Here is a 20450-nt window from a genome sequence, read left to right as displayed (position 1 = left end):
GCGAGCAGGCTCGCTCCCACATTGGATTTATGGTGTTCACATAACCCTGTGGGAGCGAGCCTGCTCGCGAATAGCTTTTTAACGCTCGGACACGTCAATCCAGATCGTCTTGATCTCCGTGTACTGGTCATGGGCCCAGATCGACTTGTCGCGCCCGCCGAACCCAGATTCCTTGTAGCCGCCAAACGGTGTGGAGGCGTCGCCTTCGCCGAAACAGTTGACCGTGACGATGCCGGCGCGGATTTCCCGGGATAGCTTGATCGCATGGCGCAGGTTGTCGGTGTAGACCGACGCCGCCAGGCCGTACACCGAGTCATTGGCCAGGGCGATGGCCTGATCGATTGTGGTGAAGGTGGTCACGGCGAGTACCGGGCCGAAAATCTCTTCCTGGAACAGCCGGCTCTCGGCGCTGACGCCATCAACCACGGTCGGTTCGACAAAGATGTCGCCCTCGGTGTTGCCGCCGAACACCACGTTCAGCTTCTCGGCGGCAGCATGTTCGAGGTAGGAGCGGACCTTCTCGAAATGCGCCTGGCTGACCATTGAACCAATGCGGTTTTCCGGGTCCAGGGGACTGCCCATTTTCCATTCGCGCATCTGCACGCCGATGCGTTTGAGCAGTTCGTCCTTGATGTCGGCGTGGACGATCAGCCGCGACGATGCCGAGCAGTTTTCCCCCATGTTCCAGAACGCACCGTTGACCACATGGCTGGCCACCAGGTCGAGATCCTCGACGTCGTTCATCACCACGGCCGGGTTCTTGCCGCCGCACTCCAGCACGATGCGCTTGAGGTTCGAATCTGCCGCGTAGTTGAGGAAACGGCGGCCGGTGGCGGTCGAGCCGGTGAAGCTGACCATGGACACGTCCATGTGCCGGCCCAATGGCTCCCCTACTTCGCTGCCGCCACCGGACAACACGTTAAACACGCCGGCAGGCACGCCGGCCTCATGGGCCAGTTCGGCGACGCGCAATGCGGTCAGTGTGGTTTCCTTGGCCGGCTTGACGATGATCGAGCAACCGGCGGCCAGGGACGGACCGATTTTCCAGGCCAGCATCAGCAGCGGGAAGTTCCACGGCAGCACCAGGCCGACGACGCCGATGGCTTCGCGCACCACCAGGCTCAAGGCGCCGGAGCCGACCGGTGCGGTGTTGTCGTAGATCTTGTCGATCAGCTCGGCGTGCCAGCGGATCATGTGAATGGTTTCGGGAATGTCGGTGAGCTGGCATTCGCGAATCGGCTTGCCGCTGTCCAGGCTTTCCATGACCGACAGTTCGACGGTGTTTTGCTCCAGCAGATCGGCAAAGCGCAGCAACACTTTCTTGCGCTCGCCGGGAGTGAGCTTGTGCCAGCGACCGTCGTCGAACGCTTCCTTGGCCTTGGCCACGGCGTAATCAACGTCTTTGGCATTACAGGCGGTGATCTCGGCCAACACTTCGCCGGTGGCCGGGTTGGTGGTAGTGAAAGTCTTGCCCGAACCCGAAGTGTACGGCGCACCGTCGACGAAGGATTGCGTGGGCAAACTCAACTTTTGGGCGATGGCGGCATACTCGGCCGCACTGAGCAAATCAGCCATTGTTCGAACTCCCGATCACTTGAGCGACTTCGCGCTTGAGGGTGGCGATGATGTCTTTCAGTGCCTGTTTTTCATGTTCGTACAGCGGTTGCAGCGGCGAACGCACACTGCCGGTGCGCAGGCCATTGAGCTCGCAGCCGTACTTGATCGACTGCACGAACTTGCCGCTTTCCAGGAAGTCCATCAGCGGCATGAACGCGCTCATGATCTTGCGACCTTTGTCGAAATCCTTCTCGACCACGCAGGCCTCGTAGAGCGCCACGTGTTCGCGGGGAATGAAGTTGGAACCGGCACACACCCAGCTACGCGCGCCCCAGGCGAAGAACTCCAGGGCCTGGTCGTCCCAGCCACAGGACAGGCTGATGTTCGGGTAGTTGCGCGCCAGGCGATGGACCTGCGCCATGTCGCCGGAGCTTTCCTTGATGGCGACGATGTTTTTCGATTCGGACACGGCGGCGAAATACTCTTCGCCCATGCTCACGCCCATGCGCGCCGGGTAGTTGTAGAGCATGATCGGCAGGTCGGCGGCGCGGTCGACGGTCAAGGCATGGATGGCGTTTTCCTTCTCGGTCGGCAGCGCATAGGGTGGCGAGCCGACCAGGATCGCATCGGCCTTGATGGCGCGGGCGGCGGTGGCGTATTCGACCGAGTCCTCGGTACGGATGGCGCCGGTGCCGATGACCAGTGGCAAACGTCCACCGATCACGTCCTTGGCCTGGGTCGCCAGGGCGATGCGCTCTTGAGCGGTGTGGGCGTAGTACTCGCCAGTGGAACCGCCAATGATGATGCCGTGCACTTTCGAGTCGATCAGGTACTCGAGCACGTCGGCGAAAGCCGCTTTGTCGATTTCGCCGTTGGCCGTCAACGGTGTGATTGCCGGGGTATAGATGCCTTCGAACTTCATGATTGCCTCTCCATCAGTCAGGGATGTTTTCAACTCAGCTGCTCAATGCCGCCGCATCGCGCAAGTTCAGGGAACGTGTTTCCGGGGCCATGGCCCACGCCGCCGTCAACCCGATAAAGGTCACGACCGCTGCCACGTACATGGTGTTGCCGATACCCAGCGTCTGTAGCGAAACAGGCACCAGGTAAGTGCCGACCGCCGCCCCGACGCGGGACAGCGACGTGCCGATGCCGACGGCAAAGGCGCGGATTTCCGTAGGGAACAGTTCGTTGGGGTAAACCAGTTGCAGGACCTGCGCGCCACCGATGAAGACCGCATAGGCACCGAACAGGAAGAGCACGAGCAGTTCGTTGCCGTTGGAAAACACCGCCAGCAACAACAACGAAAGACCCGACCATAAAAAGCTGTGAATCAACATGCTGCGTCGACCGATCGTATTGATCAGTCTGGTTGCCAGTACACAACCGACGACAAACAACAACGTAATGGCCATCGAACCGTAAGAGGCCCACTCGCCTTTCAGGTTAAGTGCCAACAGAACTTTGGGCGCAAAGGCATAAACAGCAAAGACGGGAATAATCGAACACGACCAGAATATCGAGACAAAGAACAAGCGCTTGCCATAACCGGAGTGCAACAAGTCACTGAATGTCATCTTCTTTTCGTCAGGCTGCTCGGGCAGGTCCTTGAGCGAATAATCCGGACCATAGACGCGCTTGATCACGCCCTCTGCTTCGCGCTCACGCCCCTTGCTGAGCAACCAGCGCGCGGATTCCGGGGTGCCGATACGCAGCACGAACAACACCAGGCCGATCACCGCAGCGCTGGCCAGCGCATAGCGCCAGGCATCGTCGCCACCGGCATTGAGAATGGCGTTGCCCACCACATACGCGAACGCTGCACCGGCGAACCACAGGATGGTCAGCGCCGCCAGGCGCGGGCCGCGCTGCTTCTTGGGCAAGAACTCCACCAGCAGTGAGGTGGCCACCGGATACTCGATGCCCACCGCCAACCCGATGATGAACCGGGAGGCGAACAAGGCCCCTGCCGACTCCACCCACAGTTGCGCCAACGAACACAGGATGAAGAGCGAGGGGCCGATAAAATAAACCGTCTTGCGGCCCAATTTGTCCGTCAGCCAGCCGCCGAAAAAGCCGCCGAAAAACACCCCCATCAACGCCGAGGCCGCGATCATCCCCTGCCAGAACTCACTCAAGTTCAGCGCCGTTGTTACTTGCAACATGGCGATGCCGATAATGCTCAATACATAGCCGTCGACAAACGACCCGCCTCCCGAACGGGCCGTCAACAAACGGTGAAAGTTATTAAGAGGAACATCCTCAACGGAGGTATTAGGACTTGTCATTATTGTCTCCTACTTCATCCAGCACTTCGAAAGGCCCACTCGCAAACCCGAAATCCAGGCAAACGAAAGCCGTCTCGATCAAAAACAGTCAGCGCCAAAGGCACTCACAACTTCCAATCAATCGTTTAACTTCGAACGTGTCTAACTACGTTGTTTCTAGATCAGTGCTTCTTGATCAGCTTTCTTTGCCGGCGCGGCACTGACCCCACATAAGATTCATGTTCACACCGGCTGACAGAATCGGCTCCGGCGGGTTTCTGTTCGGCCCTGGGGAGGACAACAGAAAGTCGATCAAATGATTGCGTTTGCCCGCCAGCCAGTCGGCCAGCAACGTACCCGTCACCGTGCCTCGCGTGACTCCGAGCCCGTTGCAGCACAGCGCGCCATAGACGTTTTGGCTCAACTGGCCGAAGTGGGCCATGTGATTCCTCGACATCGCCAGCGAGCCACCCCAGGTGTATTCGAAGTCGACCTCCGGCAGCATCGGGAAGCGACGCTCGAACGATTCCTTGTGCCGCTGGTGGAAGCGCTGCAGGTACTTGGCGTGGCTGCGCCCGTCGGCATTGAAGCTGAAGCTGTTGCGCACCAGCAGACGATTGTCGGGTGTGCGGCGCAGCGTGGAGCCGAAAGGATCGGCGGGAATCACGCCCCAGTAAGGCCGCCCTCCCAGCCGCGCCTGCTCTTCCTCCGTCAACGGCCGGGTCAGGCTGGCGTAAGTGAAGATCGGCAGCATGCGCCCTTTCAAGAAGCCGAAGCTCATGGCGAACGCGTTGTTGGTCAGCAGCAGTTTATCGGCAACGATGCGGCCGTATTTGTGGGTGAGGATGGTCTTGTCGCCATACTCCACCTCGGTGATCGGGGTGTTTTCATACAGCGTGACGTTGGCCGGCAGGCTGTCGGCCAGCCCTTTGACCAGCGCCGCCGGCTGGACCAGCGCGGTGCCCGGGGTGAACAGCGCCTGGCGATAGAAGTGCGTGCCGATGTGCTTGGGCAAGTCCTTCTGTTCGATCACTTCGTAGTCCTGACCGAGCTTGTCCAGGCCCCGGCGATAGGCATCCAGCACCGCGATGCCGCGATCCTCGATGGCTGCCTGATACTTGCCGCACAGACTGAACTGGCACTGGATGCGGTGCTTCTCCACCAGGCTCTTCAGGATATTTTGCCCAGTCAGGTTCAGCTCCATGCTGATCTTCGCGGTCTTGATGTCGCCGATGTAGTCATCGGCGCCAATATCGTGCGGCAAGTCGATGGCGAACCCGGCGTTTCTGCCGGAAGCGCCGTAACCGACCTCCTGGGCCTCAATCAACACGATCTCTTCATCCGGAAAGTTCAGCGCCAGTTGCCGGGCCGCCGCCAGCCCGGTGAACCCGGCCCCCACCACCACCCAACGTGCCGAACGGATGCCCGAGTGGGACGCACGCGCCACTCGGGGCGGACTCAAGTGGAACCAGCCACAAGTGGAGTCGTCTGCCGGTGTGTATCTGATCTTTGCCATGTTCGCGACCTGGGTTCTTTTATAGTTGTGAGTCCTAAAAGCGTCCCTTCGGCAGGTACTGCTCTTAGTAAGTAAGTGCCACTTCCAATCCTTCGGGCGCTGCGTATTCGGACATCCGGCGACGGGACAGCTCCAGATGCGCGCGCACGATATCCCCGGCCAGAACCGGGTCACGGTTTTCAATCGCAGCGATCATTTCGTCATGCTGATCCGCCGCCAATTCCAGGTCTTCCTGCATGTCGGTGGTGGTCGGGTGACGGTAGAAAATCTTGCCCAGCCGCGCGTGGTCGATCAGCAGGCGCTGCAAGCTCGGCATCAGGTAGGCGTTGTGCGCCATCTTGCCGATTTGCAGGTGGAATTCGTCGTTGTAGAGCACGCGCTTCTCGACATCTTTTTCTTCGATGGCGGTGCGAAAAAACGCCTGGATGCGTTTGAGCTCTTCAATCTCGGCAGGCGTTGCGTGGCTCGCCGCCAGTTGGGTGGTGGCGATGTAGATCAGCGGCGCAGCGAGGAAAAAGCTGCGCAGCGATTGATAGTTCATCGAAGACACGCGCGCTGCGCGGTTCGCTTCAAGATCGATGTACCCCTCGGCCGCCATCTGCCGCATCAGCTCGCGCACCGGAGGTCGGGACAGGCCGAACTCATCGCACAAGGCCAGTTCATCCACGACTGCGCCAGGTGCCAGTTCCATGCTCAGGATGCGGCGCCGCAGCGCTTCGCCCAACACGGCTTTGCGGTCTACAGGCAGTTCGTTGCCAGCCTGCGGATCGAGTTCTTTTGTGGCCATTTTCAGAAACCTTCGTACGGGTGAGTGAGCACTGTCTACTACCTGTATTCGTACTATAAGACAACGTTATTCTTTGTGTCTACAATTAAAATACACAAAAGAAACAGAGAGAAATGGCAGGTGATGGGCGGTCGGTGGGGAATGAATTCGAGGAGAAAAACGATGGTATTAACGAGGTCCTTTTGTAGGAGCGAGCTTGCTCGCGATGGGCTTGAGAGCGCCGCGAGTAACCAGTAAACACGCGTCATCGTCAACGACCATCGCGAGCAAGCTCGCTCCTACAAAATCGCGGTGTCCGGACACAATGTGGCAGTCATTTGACCAGCCGGGTTTCCTTGGACGGCCGATAGCCGAAATACGAGCTGTAGCACTTGCTGAAGTGGCTGGGCGACACGAAGCCACAGGCCACCGACACTTCGACGATGCTCAACGTTGTGTGCTGAAGCAATCGGCGCGCCTCAGTGATGCGCAAATCCATGTAATAACGCTGCGGCGTGGTGCCCAATTGTTCCTTGAACAACCGCTCGATCTGCCGCCGGGAGCGTCCCGCGTACTCACAGAGCGCTTCCATCTCCAGCGGTTCTTCGAGATTGGCGTCCATCAGGTTGACCACCTCGCGCAACGGACCGCACACCGAGGCGTTCAGCGACGGTTTTATACGCCGATAACGCGAAGCCTCGAACGCCAGAATGTCTTCGATGCCGTCGGTCAAGGCCTTGTCGTGCAAACCCCTGATCCACTCCAGCGCCATGTAGAAGGTGCCGTTGGGACTGGAGGCGGTCAGGCGGTCGCGGTCCACCACATAGGCTTCGCTGGTGACTTGGGTGAGCTTGGCGATTTCCGCCAGTGCCGGGCGATGTTCGGGGTGAATGGCGCAGCGATAGCCATCCAGCAAACCGGCCTTCCCGAGAAACCAGGCGCCATTCCACACGCCCGCCAGCGTCACCCCCTGCTCGGCTGCATCATTCAAGAGGTTGATCAACGCTTCGTCAGCCTTGAGCGCGGTACGGTAGCCGCCACAGACCACCAGCAAATCCAGTTCCTGGATCTCGGCATGACTAAGGCCGGCATCAGGCCGGATCACCAGGCCCAGATCGCTGATCACTTCGCCTTCGGCCAGGCCAAAGGTTTTCGTCGAGAATAATTCGGGCCGTAACAGGTTGGCTGTGATCACCGTGTCGAGCGCCTGGGTGAACGCCGGCAACGAAAAATGCTCCAGCAACAGAAATCCCGCCCGAGCCCGGACTGACTGGCCGTCGTGCTCATTGAGGTAACGCAGGTTCTTACCCTTCATGGCACCGCTGAACTGACGTCGCTCTACCACCGCACGCCTCGCTTCGTCGTGATGACGAACCTGTATTTGAACGCCTTGATGACTGCTACTCCTGACCCAAAAAGCGAGTGACCTGTTTACGCAAATTAAACGCCGTGGGCAAGTGGGTCAGGCGTAAATCCTGTGGGAGCGAGCCTGCTCGCGAAGACTGCGTCACAGTCAACATCAATGTGCCAGACCCACCGCTTTCGCGAGCAGGCTCGCTCCCACAAAGATTGTGCGGCTCACCCCATCTGCCGTGGCGAATGACGCTGCAAAGCGCCCCGCGACAAGCGATCGAGCAGCAAGGCCACCGCCACGATCGCCAGGCCAGCACGCAGGCCCAGGCCCATCTCCATGCGGGTCAGGCCTCGGGTGACTTCTGCGCCCAGACCGCCGGCACCGACCAGCCCCGCCAACACCACCATCGCCAGCGACAGCAGAATGCATTGGTTAAGCCCGACCAACAGCGTTGGCGCAGCGGTGGGCAATTCGATCTTGAACAGGATCGACCGTGGCGAAGCACCCAGTGCCTGACCCAGTTCCAGCAGATCCTTGGGCAATTGCTTGAATGCCAGGGTAGTCAGTCGCAGCATCGGCGGGATGCCATACACGATGGTGGCTACGATCGCCGGCACGCGGCCAAGGCTGAACAGCATCACCGCTGGAATCAGGTACACCCACGGCGGCACGGTTTGCATCACGTTGAGGATCGGCAGGAATGCCGCGTCCACCCGCTTGACCCGAGCCGCCAGCACACCAAGAGGAAAAGCAATCGCCACCGAGATCAGCACCGACACCGAGACCAGGGCGATGGTCTGCATCGACGCCACCCACAACCCCGAGAACAGACAGAACGCCAGCATCAGCCCGGCAAAAATCGCCACCCGCAGGTTGGCGAAGATGAATGCCAGCACCACCACCACGGCCATCGACACATAGGGCGACGGCGCCAGCAACGCGGTTTCGATCCCGCCCAGGGTGGTTTCGATCACCTTGCTGATGAACACGAACAGACCGTGCAGATTGGCATTCAACCAATCGATGGCCGGGGCGAGAAACGCACCGGGCGAGAAACGCAGATCGAGGAGGCTCATTGGCTGTCTCCCATCCGCGACCGCGCTGCGCTTTGAGCGAGTCGGTCGAGGATCATGGTCAGAATCACGATGGCAATCGCCGCGTTGATCGACTTGGCGATATCCAGGGTACGCACCGCGCCGTAGATCGACTCGCCAAGGCCGCCGGAGCCGACGATGCCGGCAATCACCACCATGCCGAAGGCCATCATCAGGCTCTGGTTGACCCCGGCCATGATGCTGGGCATGGCGAACGGCAAGCGAATCTTGAAGAACATCTGCAGGCCGGTGACGCCGCTGGCCTCGCCCAATTCGATGAACTCCTTGGGCGTCATGCGGATGCCCAAAGAGGTCAGGCGCAACGCTGGCGGCACCGCCACGATAAAGGTCGCCAGCAACGCCGTGGCCGGACCGTATCCGAGCAACGCAATCGCCGGCAGCAGGTAGATGTACGGTGGCAGGGTCTGCACCAGGTCCAGGCAAGGATCGACCACCCGATCGAACACCGGCGCCAGGCCCGCCAACACACCTAGGGGCACCGCGACGATCAGGGCCAGCACCGTGGCCGTGAGCACCAAAGCCAGGGTGCTCACAGTCTCCGGCCACAGGCCGATGATGGCGCAGGCGAGCAAGGCCAGGGTCGACAACAGGGCGAATCGAACACCCACCATGCGCCAGCCAATCAGGCCGATGACGATGGCGAGGACGTAGTACGGCGGATAAGCCAGGCACCATTGCACGCCCTTGAACGTGCCTTCGAGCACTGTATTGAAGGCGTCGAAAATCCACTCGCCATTATCGGAAAGCCATGCCAGACCGTTGTCGACGACCGCGTCGAATTGTGAGGAAAAATCGGGCGTGCTCATGTCGACGCCTCCAGCACGGTGGCCGTCGATTCGGCGGTGCTGTCATTGGGCAAACCCTGCACGCCCCGCAGCAGATCCCGTGGGGTGATGACGCCCACCACCGCGCCGTTTTTCACCACGCTGACGGCTTCAAGCTCGGACTGCATGGTCAGGCCGATCAGCTCATTGATGTCCGCCTCGGCCGAGGCTTTCGGCAAGCGTGTGAGATCACAGGCGGGATTGGCTGCCGCGAACGCCGCCACCGGGGTCATGACCGAATGCGCCTTGACCAGGTGCAAGCGGGAGATGCCCGCGACGAACTCGGCCACGTAATCATCCGCCGGGTTGAGGACAATCTCTTCGGCGGTGCCGACCTGGATGATCACGCCATCCTTCATGATCGCAATGCGATCACCGATGCGGATCGCTTCGTCCAGGTCGTGGGTGATGAACACTGCGGATTTGCCCAGCTCCTTGGTCAACTGACGGAATTCATCCTGAAGTTGACGGCGTATCAACGGATCCAGCGCACTGAAGGGCTCATCCATCAGGATCACTTCGGGGTCAGCGGTAATGGCCCGCGCCAGACCGACCCGCTGCTGCATCCCGCCGGACAATTCACTGGGGTAGCGCGAGGCCCAGTCGGTCAAACCGACCTTGGCCAACGCCCGTTCCGCCACCTTATACCGTTCGGCCTTGCCGACGCCCTGCACTTCCAGGCCGAACGCAGTGTTTTCCAGCACCGTGCGGTTGGGCAACAAGGCGACGCTCTGGAACACCATGCCGATGTTACGTGCCCTGACTTCCCGCAACTGCGCGGGCGACAAGGCGGAAAGGTCGTTGCCTTTGACCAGCACCTTTCCGGAGCTGGGTGTAATCAATTTGTTGAGGAGCCTGATCAGGGTGGACTTGCCACTGCCGGACAGCCCCATGATGCAAAAGATCTCACCGCGACGAACCTGAAGGCTGACATCGGACACCCCGACCACACAGCCATAATCCTGCAGGATCTGGGTTTTACTCAGTCCCTTTTGCACCACAGCATCCATTGCCGCCTTGGCGTTCTGACCGAAGATTTTCCAGACTGACTGACAATCCACGAGCACTTCGTTAGTGTCTATTTTGACCGTATTCATTTGTTTGCCTATTGAACCAGTTTTGCTGGTTTTTCTAATTGATCAAAACTCGGCAGTGGCATGACTACTGTAGGAGCGAGCTCGCTCGCGATGGGCGTTAACGATGACGAGGGCTGCCTGAATAAACACGGTGCCTTCAAGTCCATCGCGAGCAAGCTCGCTCCTACACAAATCGTTATTAGGATTATGGCTTCTTAATGTTTTCCCAGCGCTTCAACAGATCAGCGTTCTTGGCTGTCCAGTCGTTAACCGCCTGCTCCATGGTTTTTCCGTCTTTGACTTCACCATTTATGTTGGTGATATCCACCAGCGGCACATAAACGCTGGCCATGACTTCACGGGCATGCGGATACTCCTGGGAGAAGCCTTTATGGCCAATCCAGTAGTAGCCCTGTGGTGGCGGGAATACGCCTTTTGGATCTTTCAGGAACTTGAGATCAAACTTTTGCGCCATCCACGACGGTTCCCATACGGTCACGGCGACCCACTCCTTGCGATCGACCGCCGACTTCAGGGCCGCGGTCATGGCCGCGGTACTGCCTTCGAGCAGTTGCAGCTTGATGCCGTAGTCCTTGACAGCCTTGGTTGCATCGTTCATCAGGCCGGAGCCGGGCTCGATGCCGATGATTTTTCCGCCGAACTTATCTGCGTTGTCATTGAGCTGTTCAAGCGAGTCGATGTCGACGTACTTGGGCACCGCGATCGCCTGGTACAGGCCATAGGACACTGGCGAGAGTTTTTCCAGGCGATTCTTGTTCTTGTTCCAATAATCCTGAGCCGCGTAGTCGGTCTGCGAGGCCAATACCTGGATATCGCCCTTGGTCAACGCCGCGTAAGCAATGCCCCACTCGGAAAACTCGATGACCTTGACCGTATAACCGGAGTCTTCAAGCACCTTTTTGGTAATGCCGGTAATGGGCGTCAAATCCTCCCACGACAATGTTCCGACGGTAATGGTTTTCTCTTCCGCGTGAACAGGCAGTATGAACATGCCCATCATCACAACGGCACAAACTGCCTTCCAAAACTTGTTCATGGCATTCCTCGATTTTTATTAAACCTGTTTTTATCAGCCTCTAAACAATAGAAGCCCGTGGCGTGAAACTTTACGTCCACCATCCGGTTCAGCGTTTATTGCCTGTCAGCTCTTGCCTGAGCTGGCACTCAATGCCATTTGCCACGTGGGCAGTGTTATCCAAATGCTATTTGGATAAAAAAGTCAGGTCCGCCTTCATCCCTTGCGGTGCGATAAACATTTCCATGTTTTCGCGAGAAAGTTCCCAGTGTTCAAACACCAGATCCACCACAGCGCTCTCGTCGCGATTTTCGATGGCGACAATAAAAGCATCGTGATGCTCGGCTGAAAGCTCCAAGCGTTGTTCCATGTCCTCATCGCGAGGACGGAAAAACGTATGGCCGATACGGGCATGATCGATCAGCAACCGTTCCAGGCTTGGCTCCAGGTACTGGTTGCCGGCCATTTCACCCATGATTGCGTGGAAGCGGTTGTTCTCCACCACCATCATCAGCGCATCCCGGGAAACCGTCGCGGCACGGAAACGGCGCTGGGTTTCCTTCAGGTCGGCCAATTGCCGGGCCTTGAAGTTCTGCACTGCCAGGCGACCGATTGCGGCGTAAACCATGGGCGCCACCAGGAAGAAGTTGCGCAGCGTCGAGTGGTTCATCGGAATCACCCGCGCGCCCCGGTTCTCCCGGATATCGATGTAGCCCTCGCCCGCCAGACGCCGGAACACTTCGCGCACCGGGGTCCGTGAAAGCCCGTAGCGCTCGCTGATTGCCACCTCATCCAACGCCTCGTCAGGGTCCAGTTCCATGGTGAGGATCTGACGCTTGAGGTCGTCATAAAGAGTGCTCTTGCCGTTTTTCACAAAAGACCTCCGGGGCAGTCGAATCAGCGCTTTGGCGTGTTGTTGAAATCAGATTCGCACGGGTTTCGGACACCGTCAATGCTTTGTATTTTATTTGTATACACAGAAAATACTGTAAGAACACACATGCAAAATCACTCCAGCCCTTGAAAAACAGGGACTTGGAATTACACGGATCAAAAGAGGTGGTCGTTAACAGGAATGTTTTCTGTCGCGGATTGGATGGCGTTCCTGGTCGCGTCCGGGGCAATCAGCGATCCAGGTTGTCCGGGGGCGACATGCTCGGGATTGCCAACGCCATGTATAGCAGCGACCAGTAAGCCGGGGGTGCACGCTCATCATTCACAGTTCGTGCATAAAGCCTTCACTTGTTGAGCCTTGATGCAGGATTCGCGACGAATATGCTGTCGCTACTGATGATCTCGCACAAGACCAACAAGAGCCCACCCCATGACTAGCCCCAGAACCCTCTACCAAAAACACATCGACAGCCACACCGTTTGCGAACTCGACGATCAGGGCCATGTGCTGCTGTACATCGATCGCCAGGTCGCCAACGAATACACCAGCCCGCAGGCCTTCAGCGGCTTGCGCGAATCGGGTCGCAAGGTCTGGCGTCCGAGCGCGACACTGGCGGTCGTCGACCATGTAAACCCCACGACTCCAACACGCACGGCCGAGATGCCCGATGCTGGTGGCGCGCGCCAGGTGTCCTACTTCGAAGAAAACTGCCGCGACTTTGGCATCGAGTTGTTCGATGTGCTGGATAAACGCCAGGGCATCGAACACGTGGTCGCTCCAGAGCAGGGTTTCATCCTGCCGGGCATGGTGGTCGCCGCCGGTGACAGCCACACCACCACCTACGGTGCCCTGGGGGCGTTCGGTTTCGGCATCGGCACCTCGGAAATCGAGCACCTGCTGGCCTCGCAAACCCTGGTCTACAAACGCCTGAAGACGATGCGCGTGACGGTCAATGGCTTGCTCGGCACCGGGGTGACATCCAAGGACATCATCATGGCCCTGATCGAAAAGATCGGCGCCTCGGGCGCCACCGGTTATGCGATTGAGTTCGCGGGGCCGGCGATCAGCGACCTCAGCGTCGAAGCGCGCATGACCATTTGCAACATGGCGGTCGAGGCCGGTGCCAGGGGTGCGTTCATGGCGCCGGATGACAAGGTATTCGCTTACCTGCAACTCAAGCCCCGCGCCCCCAAGGGCGAACAGTGGCAGCAGGCCGTCGCCCAATGGCGAGCGCTGCACAGCGATGAAGGCGCAGTGTTCGACCGCGAGGTCACCCTCGATGTCGATGCTCTGGAACCCATGGTCACCTGGGGCACCAGCCCCGATCAGGCCGCGCCGGTGGGCAGTCATGTGCCGGACCCGGCCAGCGAGCCGGACCTGATCCTGCGCCAGGGCATGCAACGCGCCCTCGCCTACATGGGCCTGGAACCCGGCATGCCGCTGAGCGACGTGGTGATCAGCCATGCCTTCATCGGTTCCTGCACCAACGCGCGTATCGAGGACCTGCGTGACGTCGCCCGCGTGGTGCGCGGCAAGCGCGTGGCGGCTCATGTGCGGGCAATGATCGTTCCCGGCTCGACCCTGGTTCGCCATCAGGCAGAAAGCGAGGGACTGGCGCAGATTTTCCTGGATGCCGGTTTCGAGTGGAGGCAATCCGGCTGCTCGATGTGCCTGGCTATGAATGACGATGTGCTCGCCCCCGGCGACCGCTGCGCATCCAGTACCAATCGCAATTTTGAAGGTCGTCAGGGTGCCGGTGCCCGCACCCACTTGATGAGCCCCGCCATGGTCGCGGCTGCCGCGATCCGCGGGCATTTGACCGACGTCCGCTCGTTCGCTCTGGAGGCTTGAATCATGCAACCTTTCACTACAGTTACCGGCAGCGCCGCCCCGTTGCTGGCGGCCAACATCGATACCGATGTGATCATGCCCAAGCAGTTTCTCAAGGGCATCGATCGCCAGGGACTGGATCGGGGCTTGTTTTTCGATCTGCGCTTTCTGGAATCAGGCCAGCCCAATCCCGAGTTCATCCTCAATCAAACGGCGTGGCGTGAGGCGGCCTTTCTGGTCGTCGGTCCCAACTTCGGTTGCGGGTCCAGCCGCGAACATGCGGTGTGGGGGCTGAAACAGGTGGGCATCAGAGCCTTGATCGGCACCAGCTTCGCCGGGATTTTCTATGACAACTGCCAACGTAACGGAGTGCTGGCGATTCAGCTGTCCGAGGCGCAGCTGAAGCAAATCGCCAGTGTGATCAGCGTCCCAGCCACCGCGCAAATCAGCGTCAACCTGCCAGAGCAAACAATCGAATTGGCTGACGGCAGCGTGATCCCGTTCGAGATCGATCAGTTGCGCAAACAGTCGCTGCTGCTGGGGCTGGATGCCATCGGCACGACGCTGCAGCGGGCCGAGCAGATTCGCAGCTTTGAAGCCCGGCATCTGGCAGAAAACCCCTGGTTAACCTGACGACACTTCACTTGTAGGAGCGAGCTTGCTCGCGATGGTTTCAAGGGCACCGCGTTGATTCAGATTGCCCCCGTCATCGTTGACGACCATCGCGAGCAAGCTCGCTCCTACAAAGGGTTCGTCATTCGACGGATAAATCGCGGAAGTATTCTTCCAGAAACTCCACACACACCCGCAATTTCGCCGACTGGCTCAGCCGCGTCGGATACACCGCCCAGACGTTGGCACTCTGGCTGTAGTCATGCAGCACCTGGACCAGCCGCCCTTGCTCAAGCATCGGTTTGACGTCCCACATCGAGCGCAACAAAATCCCGCCGCCGCTCAACGCCCACTCCAGAACGATCTCGCCGCTGTTGGACGACAACGGGCCGCTGACGCGCACCGATTCTTCGCGTCCTTCCTTGGTCAGGTTCCACACGCCAAAAGCGTAGTTGCGTTCCTTAAGCACCAGGCAATCATGGTCCTTCAAATCATCCAGTGACTGAGGCGTGCCCCGCCGCGCCAGATACTCCGGCGTCGCACACAGCACCCGCCGATTGCTCACCAGTTTGCGCCCCAGATGCTGACCGGGCAGGTCATCGCCGACACGAATCTCCAGATCAAAACCCTCGCCGACGATATCGACCACGCGATCGAACACGTCCAGGCGAATCTCCAGCTTGGGATAGGTTTGCGACAGCTTGCAGATCGCCGGCGCCACATGATTGCGGCCGAAACCGAAGCTGCTGCAGATGTGCAACGAGCCCATGGGCTGGTGCCGCGCCTCGGCGATTTCACCGACAAAATCGTCGAAGTCGCCCAGTAGTTTTTCAGCCCATACCCGCACCCGCTCACCGTCGTCGGTCAACGCGATCCGCCGTGTGGTGCGGTGCAACAGTCGAGTCGACAGCGTGGTTTCCAGCACCGAAATGCGTTTACTGATGTAGGCCGGGGAGTAACCCAGCTCCTCCGCGGCACTGGCAAAGCCATTCTTGCGCACCACGGTGAGGAAAACCTTGAGGTCTTCAGGCAAGGGAAATTGATCACGATTCGTGTTCATACGCTACATGGATCCGCTGTTTATCACGTAATTTGCGAAGGATAGCATCGATCTACCGGGCCACAACCGAACCCTGTAGGAGCGAGCATGCTCGCGATGAACGCAAGAACACCGCGTTCATTCAGGATGCGCGCGTCATCGTTTACGACCATCGCGAGCATGCTCGCTCCTACAGAAAAGCAAGCCCGATTTAGCCGTAGTTCCTTACATCCTCGATAAAAACAAACATGAGGAAATAGCGACATGAACAAGTCCTATGAGCCGTCCCTGAACCTCGACACCGCCCGTCCCGGTGGTGTTCTGCAACGCTTGCGCAACCTGTGTGCCTACGAAATCGGTGTAATCCCCCTGCCGATCTTTCTCGGCATCACCCTGATCGTTTACCTCTCGGCCCACCTGGGTTTCCTGCCCAAGAACATGATTGGCGGCCTTGCCGTGATCATGACCATGGGCGTGTTTTTCGGCCAACTGGGCTCGCGCCTGCCGATCCTCAAGGAAATCGGCGGCGGCGCCATCCTGTGCCTGATGTTGCCCTCGATCCTGGTGTTCTACGGCTTCTTCGGTCCGGCCACGATCGATGCCACCAAGATGCTGATGAAGGAAGCCAACTTCCTGTACTTCGTGATCGCCAGCCTGGTGGTCGGCAGCATTCTGGGCATGAGTCGCTTCATCCTGGTCCAGGGCATGCTGCGCATGTTCATCCCGCTTCTGGTGGGCACCCTCGCCGCCGTCGCCAGCGGGCTCGTCGTCGGCAAACTCATGGGCTACAGCCTGCACCACACCTTCTTCTTCATCATCGTGCCGATCATTGGCGGCGGGATCGGCGAAGGCATCCTGCCGTTGTCACTGGCCTACTCGGCTATCCTCGGCGGCACCCCGGACATCTACGTCGCGCAACTGGCGCCTGCTGCCGTGGTCGGCAACATCGCCGCCATCATCTGCGCGGGCTACCTGGCCCGCCTGGCGTTGAAACGCCCGAACATCAACGGCGAAGGTTCGCTGATTCGCGCCAAAGCCGAGAACGACAAATTCCAGGTCAAGGAAGACACCAGCCCCGCCGTCGATTTCCGCGTCATGGGCGCCGGTGTGCTGGTCATCTGCGCGTTCTTCGTCCTCGGCGGTCTGCTGGAAAAAGTCGTCGGCATCCCAGGTCCCGTCATGATGATCCTCGCCGCCGTGCTGTTTAAGTACGTGCGCGTGTTGCCGGAAAAACTCGAAAAAGGCGCCAACACCTTCTACAAACTGGTGTCCTCGGCCTTCATCTGGCCAGTGATGATCGGCCTGGGCATGCTCTACGTGCCGCTGGACAGCGTGGTGAAAGTGTTCTCGGTGGGCTATGTGCTGGTTTGCGTGTCGGTGGTGGTTTCAATGACCGTGGCGGGCTTCTTCATCGGCAACCTGATGAAGATGTACCCCATCGAATCGGCCATCGTGACCTGCTGCCACAGCGGATTGGGCGGCACCGGGGATGTGGCGATTCTCTCGGCTTCGAACCGGATGTCGCTGATGCCGTTTGCACAGATCTCGACGCGGATTGGCGGGGCTTCGACGGTGATTCTGGCGACGGTATTGTTGCGATTTTTTGCTTGAGTCCGCTCCCTTTATTCAGCCCGCGTCATTGCGGGCTTTTTATTGTCTGCGGTCTGGTGTGTTCCTTTGCGACGGGAACATTCCATTGCAACCGATGGTCATTGACGGGAATCTACGTGCACAACTACTCACTGAAACGAGGTTATCCGGTTGAATTCGACATTAGTTCCGCTCTCTTTGGCCATGTTGCTTGCCGCGTCCGTAATACCTGCACAGGCGCAGCAAAAGGTTGCACTCAACTCGCCTGAGCCGGGCGTGCTGTGCGACAGTTACTTGTGTGCCGACGGCAAGACCGGCGTTTCCCGCGAACTGACCGAGAAACACCTTGGCAACAAAGCGGCGACCAAGCTGTTTTCACAAGGCGACTTCGACGCCACCCAGTTCACCTTTGCCGGTGGCATTTTCTGCGACATCAAAGAACGGTTGTGTCGGGAAGATCGATACTACGGGGTGGACGGCAAGCGCAGCGGGAAGGTGTCCGACAAATATACGAAGTTGCTTTTTGTTCAGTAGGTTGAAGGCAACATGCCCAGTCCTGAAACAGACGTGAACCTGTATCAGGACTGGGCATGCAACTCCGAAATCGGAGTTTCCTTAACGCGATGTTTCGACTTTCAATACTTCAGTGAAAATGGCGTCGACCGTTTGACCGGGCTCAAGGTCCATTAAACGGGCCTGAACTTTCGGGTCGTTGACAATAACGACCTGTTCCTTTCCATCCGGACTCAGCAACGTCACTTCGTGTTTTGAACTGTCGATATGGGTGATCTTCGAGGTCACCTTGACCGTGCGATACACCTCGCCTCCCGGAGCGCTGCCGTCGGCGGCGCGGTTGATCCAGGCATCATTGGTGACACCCGGCGCGCCACCCACGCTGGTATCGAGCACGTGGTCAATCGATCGAGTGACGCGGATGTCAACCTTGTCACCGACCTTCAGGTTGCGCAGGGCCTTGGCCTGGTCGCTGAGCTGAATGGAAACCGGACGTTTATCAAGGCCCTCGATAGTGACCTGGTATTTTGCCGGATCAACAGCCAAAACCCGGGTTTCAAAGTTTTCAATCCGGGCGTCGCTGTTCAAGGGCACTTCGGCCGCCTGGATGGCAAAACTGGCAATGGCGAGGAGCGGTACGAAGGCGACGGCATGGACAACAGAGCGAAGTGATTTCATAAGTCTGCTTTACATTGAGTGGTTAACCGGGCAGCGCAGGAACGACAACATCCGAGCACGCCGCCCATCCGCCAAAGCATGGCGATTCAAACGCACAAAGTCGTGGCGTTGATCAGTGTGACGAGCCAAGACGAACGTTGCCGCGAGGGCCGGCCAACGCCCAGATGATCAGACCGAGCACCGGCAGAAACGCAACAAGCGCGACCCAGAGCACTTTCTTCAGGGTTTCGGCATTGCTCCTGACCACATTAATGATCGCCCAGATATCCAGGACGAAAATGACGAAGGCGATAAAGTTGTACAAGAAAGAGCCCATGGACACACTCCGGGTGGATGAGGTTGTTGCTTAGAATAGCAGAAACGGGGAGCAGATTTATTTAGTGGCGAAATCCACTCCCTTTTTACAGAAAAATAATTCTGCCCCTTTTCCTATACTAAACTGGCCCCCAATAACCATGAAATGGATCTTGAGGGGAAACTAATCTCCATATTTCACTTGAGACTATGCACTTGAACCACTTCTCATCAAACCCTGGACCCGCATAGTTTTCCTGAACGGAAGTCTGCTCTACCATCCCTGCTTTGATCTGTTCAGTAATCCAAGCAAGAAATCGCTCATACTCTTTCGGAGATGAAAATCCCTCTATGACTTCCCAGTTACACTCATTCATTGTCTTATCCAAGAAGCGTCAATTTTGAAATCCTTCGGGAATAGCACCTGATTTCCACCACCAACCAATCCACCTTGAGGAGCAGCTACACCTTCAAAATACTTAGTTCCTACAGGAACTTCAATTTTTACCACCTTTGTAGCGGTGTTCCCCCACTTAGGATTTAGAGCGCTGTCAATAATCGACTGAACAGGTCCTGCTGGTTTTGTCGCTGTCCAATAGCCACCTGTCAAAAAGGGGACAGATTTATTTTCTCAAATCACTCCTTGGTCGCCCCTGCCCACGTCGTTCTATTCGTACACCAGCTATCCGCTCCACCTCTTCAACGAAACGGCTCGTCCCAGTCAACTGACCACGCTGCAAGGCATCGCGAATCAATCTGATCTCATCAGAGGGTATGGCTTGGCGCATGAACCACTCATATCGATGTCGCCGCTCCACCGATGTGTGACCCAGAGCAGCAAAACAAGGGTCAATATCCAGCCAATGGTTATCTGGCACTTCACCGATCCGCTCTCGATAGCTGGACCACGGATAATCACCGGCATCGGCCACCATTCGAGCACGTACAGGATTCAATTCAATGTAACGACAACAAGCAAGCAAATAGGAATCCGACTGCACCACACTGGACTTGAATCGGCCTTCCCACAGGGTGCCTGAACGCCCTTCTAGCCGATTGCGATATCGCGTCGCACGCGCCGCCAAGGTCTTCATCAATTGCCCCAAACCCGCGGTCGAGTCACTTGGAGCAAGCAACAGATGAACATGATTGGTCATCAAACAATAGGCATAAACCTTTACGCCAAATACATCCTTGAGTTCGCGCAGATCCGTGAGATAGCGCTGATAATCCTCTGCGGCTGCAAATACCACCTGACGGTTATGGCCACGCTGCACCACATGATGCGGGTAGTTCGGTAATACAACACGTCCCATCCTGGGCATATCTTATTCCTCCTTCCATGGAAGCCTTCAGCGTAGCAAAGTGTCTAGTCCTGAAATAGGTTTACACCTGTTTCACCCCAACGCCCGATGCATCGCATCGGGCGTTTTGTATTTCAAAGACAGGTGCGGACGTTCGCGGTTGTAGATCGAAACCGACTCACTC

The 20450-nt window shown here is 58.1% G+C and carries 19 protein-coding genes; 4 read left to right on the top strand and 15 right to left on the bottom strand.

What is annotated here, in order from left to right:
- Window positions 1-78: 78 nt before the first annotated feature.
- The 11 genes from ACSFE6_RS22465 to ACSFE6_RS22415 form a co-directional block, all read right to left on the bottom strand.
- Window positions 79-1575 (bottom strand): aldehyde dehydrogenase, encoded by a 1497-nt coding sequence (locus tag ACSFE6_RS22465; RefSeq protein WP_435429633.1) that lies wholly within the window; start codon window positions 1573-1575, stop codon window positions 79-81.
- Window positions 1568-2479 carry a dihydrodipicolinate synthase family protein gene (locus ACSFE6_RS22460; RefSeq protein WP_435429632.1) on the bottom strand — a complete coding sequence of 304 codons (912 nt, stop codon included), beginning with the start codon at window positions 2477-2479 and terminating at the stop codon, window positions 1568-1570. The genes ACSFE6_RS22465 and ACSFE6_RS22460 overlap by 8 nt, the downstream gene beginning before the upstream one ends.
- Window positions 2480-2513: 34 nt before the next feature.
- On the bottom strand, window positions 2514-3845 hold the full coding sequence (locus ACSFE6_RS22455) for an MFS transporter (protein WP_435429631.1): 1332 nt from the start codon (window positions 3843-3845) through the stop codon (window positions 2514-2516).
- 175 nt (window positions 3846-4020) lie between these two features.
- Window positions 4021-5340 carry an NAD(P)/FAD-dependent oxidoreductase gene (locus tag ACSFE6_RS22450; protein WP_435429630.1) on the bottom strand — a complete coding sequence of 440 codons (1320 nt, stop codon included), beginning with the start codon at window positions 5338-5340 and terminating at the stop codon, window positions 4021-4023.
- Between the two features lie 64 nt (window positions 5341-5404).
- A complete protein-coding gene (locus tag ACSFE6_RS22445; protein WP_435429629.1) occupies window positions 5405-6127 on the bottom strand; it encodes a GntR family transcriptional regulator in 723 nt (240 codons plus the stop codon).
- A gap of 313 nt (window positions 6128-6440) precedes the next feature.
- Window positions 6441-7451 (bottom strand): GlxA family transcriptional regulator, encoded by a 1011-nt coding sequence (locus ACSFE6_RS22440; protein ID WP_435429628.1) that lies wholly within the window; start codon window positions 7449-7451, stop codon window positions 6441-6443.
- A gap of 233 nt (window positions 7452-7684) precedes the next feature.
- Entirely contained in the window at window positions 7685-8536 is an 852-nt protein-coding gene (locus ACSFE6_RS22435; RefSeq protein WP_435429627.1) for an ABC transporter permease, read from the bottom strand.
- A complete protein-coding gene (locus ACSFE6_RS22430) occupies window positions 8533-9381 on the bottom strand; it encodes an ABC transporter permease (protein WP_435429626.1) in 849 nt (282 codons plus the stop codon). Before ACSFE6_RS22430 ends, ACSFE6_RS22435 begins: the two co-directional genes overlap by 4 nt.
- Complete coding sequence (locus ACSFE6_RS22425; RefSeq protein ID WP_435429625.1) at window positions 9378-10496, bottom strand: quaternary amine ABC transporter ATP-binding protein; 1119 nt, start codon at window positions 10494-10496, stop codon at window positions 9378-9380. Before ACSFE6_RS22425 ends, ACSFE6_RS22430 begins: the two co-directional genes overlap by 4 nt.
- 184 nt (window positions 10497-10680) lie before the next feature.
- Window positions 10681-11532, bottom strand: coding sequence for a glycine betaine ABC transporter substrate-binding protein (locus tag ACSFE6_RS22420; RefSeq protein WP_435429624.1), 852 nt, complete (start codon window positions 11530-11532; stop codon window positions 10681-10683).
- Window positions 11533-11698: 166 nt separating this feature from the next.
- Entirely contained in the window at window positions 11699-12385 is a 687-nt protein-coding gene (locus ACSFE6_RS22415; protein ID WP_435429623.1) for a GntR family transcriptional regulator, read from the bottom strand.
- Window positions 12386-12835: 450 nt separating this feature from the next.
- Here ACSFE6_RS22415 and leuC point away from each other — a divergent pair, with 450 nt between their 5' ends.
- Window positions 12836-14257, top strand: coding sequence for a 3-isopropylmalate dehydratase large subunit (leuC, locus tag ACSFE6_RS22410; protein WP_435429622.1), 1422 nt, complete (start codon window positions 12836-12838; stop codon window positions 14255-14257).
- Between the two features lie 3 nt (window positions 14258-14260).
- The gene (gene leuD / locus ACSFE6_RS22405) at window positions 14261-14869 is read left to right on the top strand and encodes a 3-isopropylmalate dehydratase small subunit (protein WP_435429621.1); all 609 of its coding nucleotides are present in this window, start codon (window positions 14261-14263) and stop codon (window positions 14867-14869) included.
- A gap of 121 nt (window positions 14870-14990) precedes the next feature.
- Here leuD and ACSFE6_RS22400 read toward each other — a convergent pair whose 3' ends face one another.
- On the bottom strand, window positions 14991-15908 hold the full coding sequence (locus ACSFE6_RS22400) for a LysR substrate-binding domain-containing protein (RefSeq protein ID WP_435429620.1): 918 nt from the start codon (window positions 15906-15908) through the stop codon (window positions 14991-14993).
- Window positions 15909-16151: 243 nt separating this feature from the next.
- Between ACSFE6_RS22400 and ACSFE6_RS22395 the strand changes: the two genes are divergently transcribed.
- Window positions 16152-17498, top strand: a complete 1347-nt coding sequence (locus ACSFE6_RS22395) for a 2-hydroxycarboxylate transporter family protein (protein WP_435429619.1) — start codon at window positions 16152-16154, stop codon at window positions 17496-17498.
- Between the two features lie 150 nt (window positions 17499-17648).
- Window positions 17649-18011 (top strand): YcgJ family protein, encoded by a 363-nt coding sequence (locus ACSFE6_RS22390; protein WP_435429618.1) that lies wholly within the window; start codon window positions 17649-17651, stop codon window positions 18009-18011.
- Window positions 18012-18092: 81 nt separating this feature from the next.
- Here ACSFE6_RS22390 and ACSFE6_RS22385 read toward each other — a convergent pair whose 3' ends face one another.
- From ACSFE6_RS22385 to ACSFE6_RS22375, 3 genes are all read right to left on the bottom strand, one after another.
- Window positions 18093-18668 (bottom strand): hypothetical protein, encoded by a 576-nt coding sequence (locus ACSFE6_RS22385; protein ID WP_435429617.1) that lies wholly within the window; start codon window positions 18666-18668, stop codon window positions 18093-18095.
- Between the two features lie 112 nt (window positions 18669-18780).
- Window positions 18781-18984: a PLD nuclease N-terminal domain-containing protein gene (locus tag ACSFE6_RS22380; RefSeq protein WP_435429616.1), complete on the bottom strand. Its 204-nt coding sequence runs from the start codon at window positions 18982-18984 to the stop codon at window positions 18781-18783.
- 601 nt (window positions 18985-19585) lie between these two features.
- Window positions 19586-20287, bottom strand: a complete 702-nt coding sequence (locus ACSFE6_RS22375) for a transposase (protein ID WP_435429615.1) — start codon at window positions 20285-20287, stop codon at window positions 19586-19588.
- Window positions 20288-20450 lie beyond the last annotated feature (163 nt).

It is taken from the genome of Pseudomonas baetica, from assembly GCF_051216495.1.
Lineage (GTDB): Bacteria > Pseudomonadota > Gammaproteobacteria > Pseudomonadales > Pseudomonadaceae > Aquipseudomonas > Aquipseudomonas baetica_B.
Note: the sequence above shows the minus strand (reverse complement) of the source record. Positions and strands in the feature narration are given on the sequence as shown.

Bases quoted from the DNA above. Each gene is read 5' to 3' on its own strand.
- ACSFE6_RS22465 (WP_435429633.1), bottom strand. From the start codon at position 1,575: ATGGCTGATTTGCTCAGTGCGGCCGAGTATGCCGCCATCGCCCAAAAG.
- ACSFE6_RS22460 (WP_435429632.1), bottom strand. From the start codon at position 2,479: ATGAAGTTCGAAGGCATCTATACCCCGGCAATCACACCGTTGACGGCC.
- ACSFE6_RS22455 (WP_435429631.1), bottom strand. From the start codon at position 3,845: ATGACAAGTCCTAATACCTCCGTTGAGGATGTTCCTCTTAATAACTTT.
- ACSFE6_RS22450 (WP_435429630.1), bottom strand. From the start codon at position 5,340: ATGGCAAAGATCAGATACACACCGGCAGACGACTCCACTTGTGGCTGG.
- ACSFE6_RS22445 (WP_435429629.1), bottom strand. From the start codon at position 6,127: ATGGCCACAAAAGAACTCGATCCGCAGGCTGGCAACGAACTGCCTGTA.
- ACSFE6_RS22435 (WP_435429627.1), bottom strand. From the start codon at position 8,536: ATGAGCCTCCTCGATCTGCGTTTCTCGCCCGGTGCGTTTCTCGCCCCG.
- ACSFE6_RS22430 (WP_435429626.1), bottom strand. From the start codon at position 9,381: ATGAGCACGCCCGATTTTTCCTCACAATTCGACGCGGTCGTCGACAAC.
- ACSFE6_RS22425 (WP_435429625.1), bottom strand. From the start codon at position 10,496: ATGAATACGGTCAAAATAGACACTAACGAAGTGCTCGTGGATTGTCAG.
- ACSFE6_RS22420 (WP_435429624.1), bottom strand. From the start codon at position 11,532: ATGAACAAGTTTTGGAAGGCAGTTTGTGCCGTTGTGATGATGGGCATG.
- leuC (WP_435429622.1), top strand. From the start codon at position 12,836: ATGACTAGCCCCAGAACCCTCTACCAAAAACACATCGACAGCCACACC.
- leuD (WP_435429621.1), top strand. From the start codon at position 14,261: ATGCAACCTTTCACTACAGTTACCGGCAGCGCCGCCCCGTTGCTGGCG.
- ACSFE6_RS22400 (WP_435429620.1), bottom strand. From the start codon at position 15,908: ATGAACACGAATCGTGATCAATTTCCCTTGCCTGAAGACCTCAAGGTT.
- ACSFE6_RS22395 (WP_435429619.1), top strand. From the start codon at position 16,152: ATGAACAAGTCCTATGAGCCGTCCCTGAACCTCGACACCGCCCGTCCC.
- ACSFE6_RS22385 (WP_435429617.1), bottom strand. From the start codon at position 18,668: ATGAAATCACTTCGCTCTGTTGTCCATGCCGTCGCCTTCGTACCGCTC.
- ACSFE6_RS22380 (WP_435429616.1), bottom strand. From the start codon at position 18,984: ATGGGCTCTTTCTTGTACAACTTTATCGCCTTCGTCATTTTCGTCCTG.
- ACSFE6_RS22375 (WP_435429615.1), bottom strand. From the start codon at position 20,287: ATGCCCAGGATGGGACGTGTTGTATTACCGAACTACCCGCATCATGTG.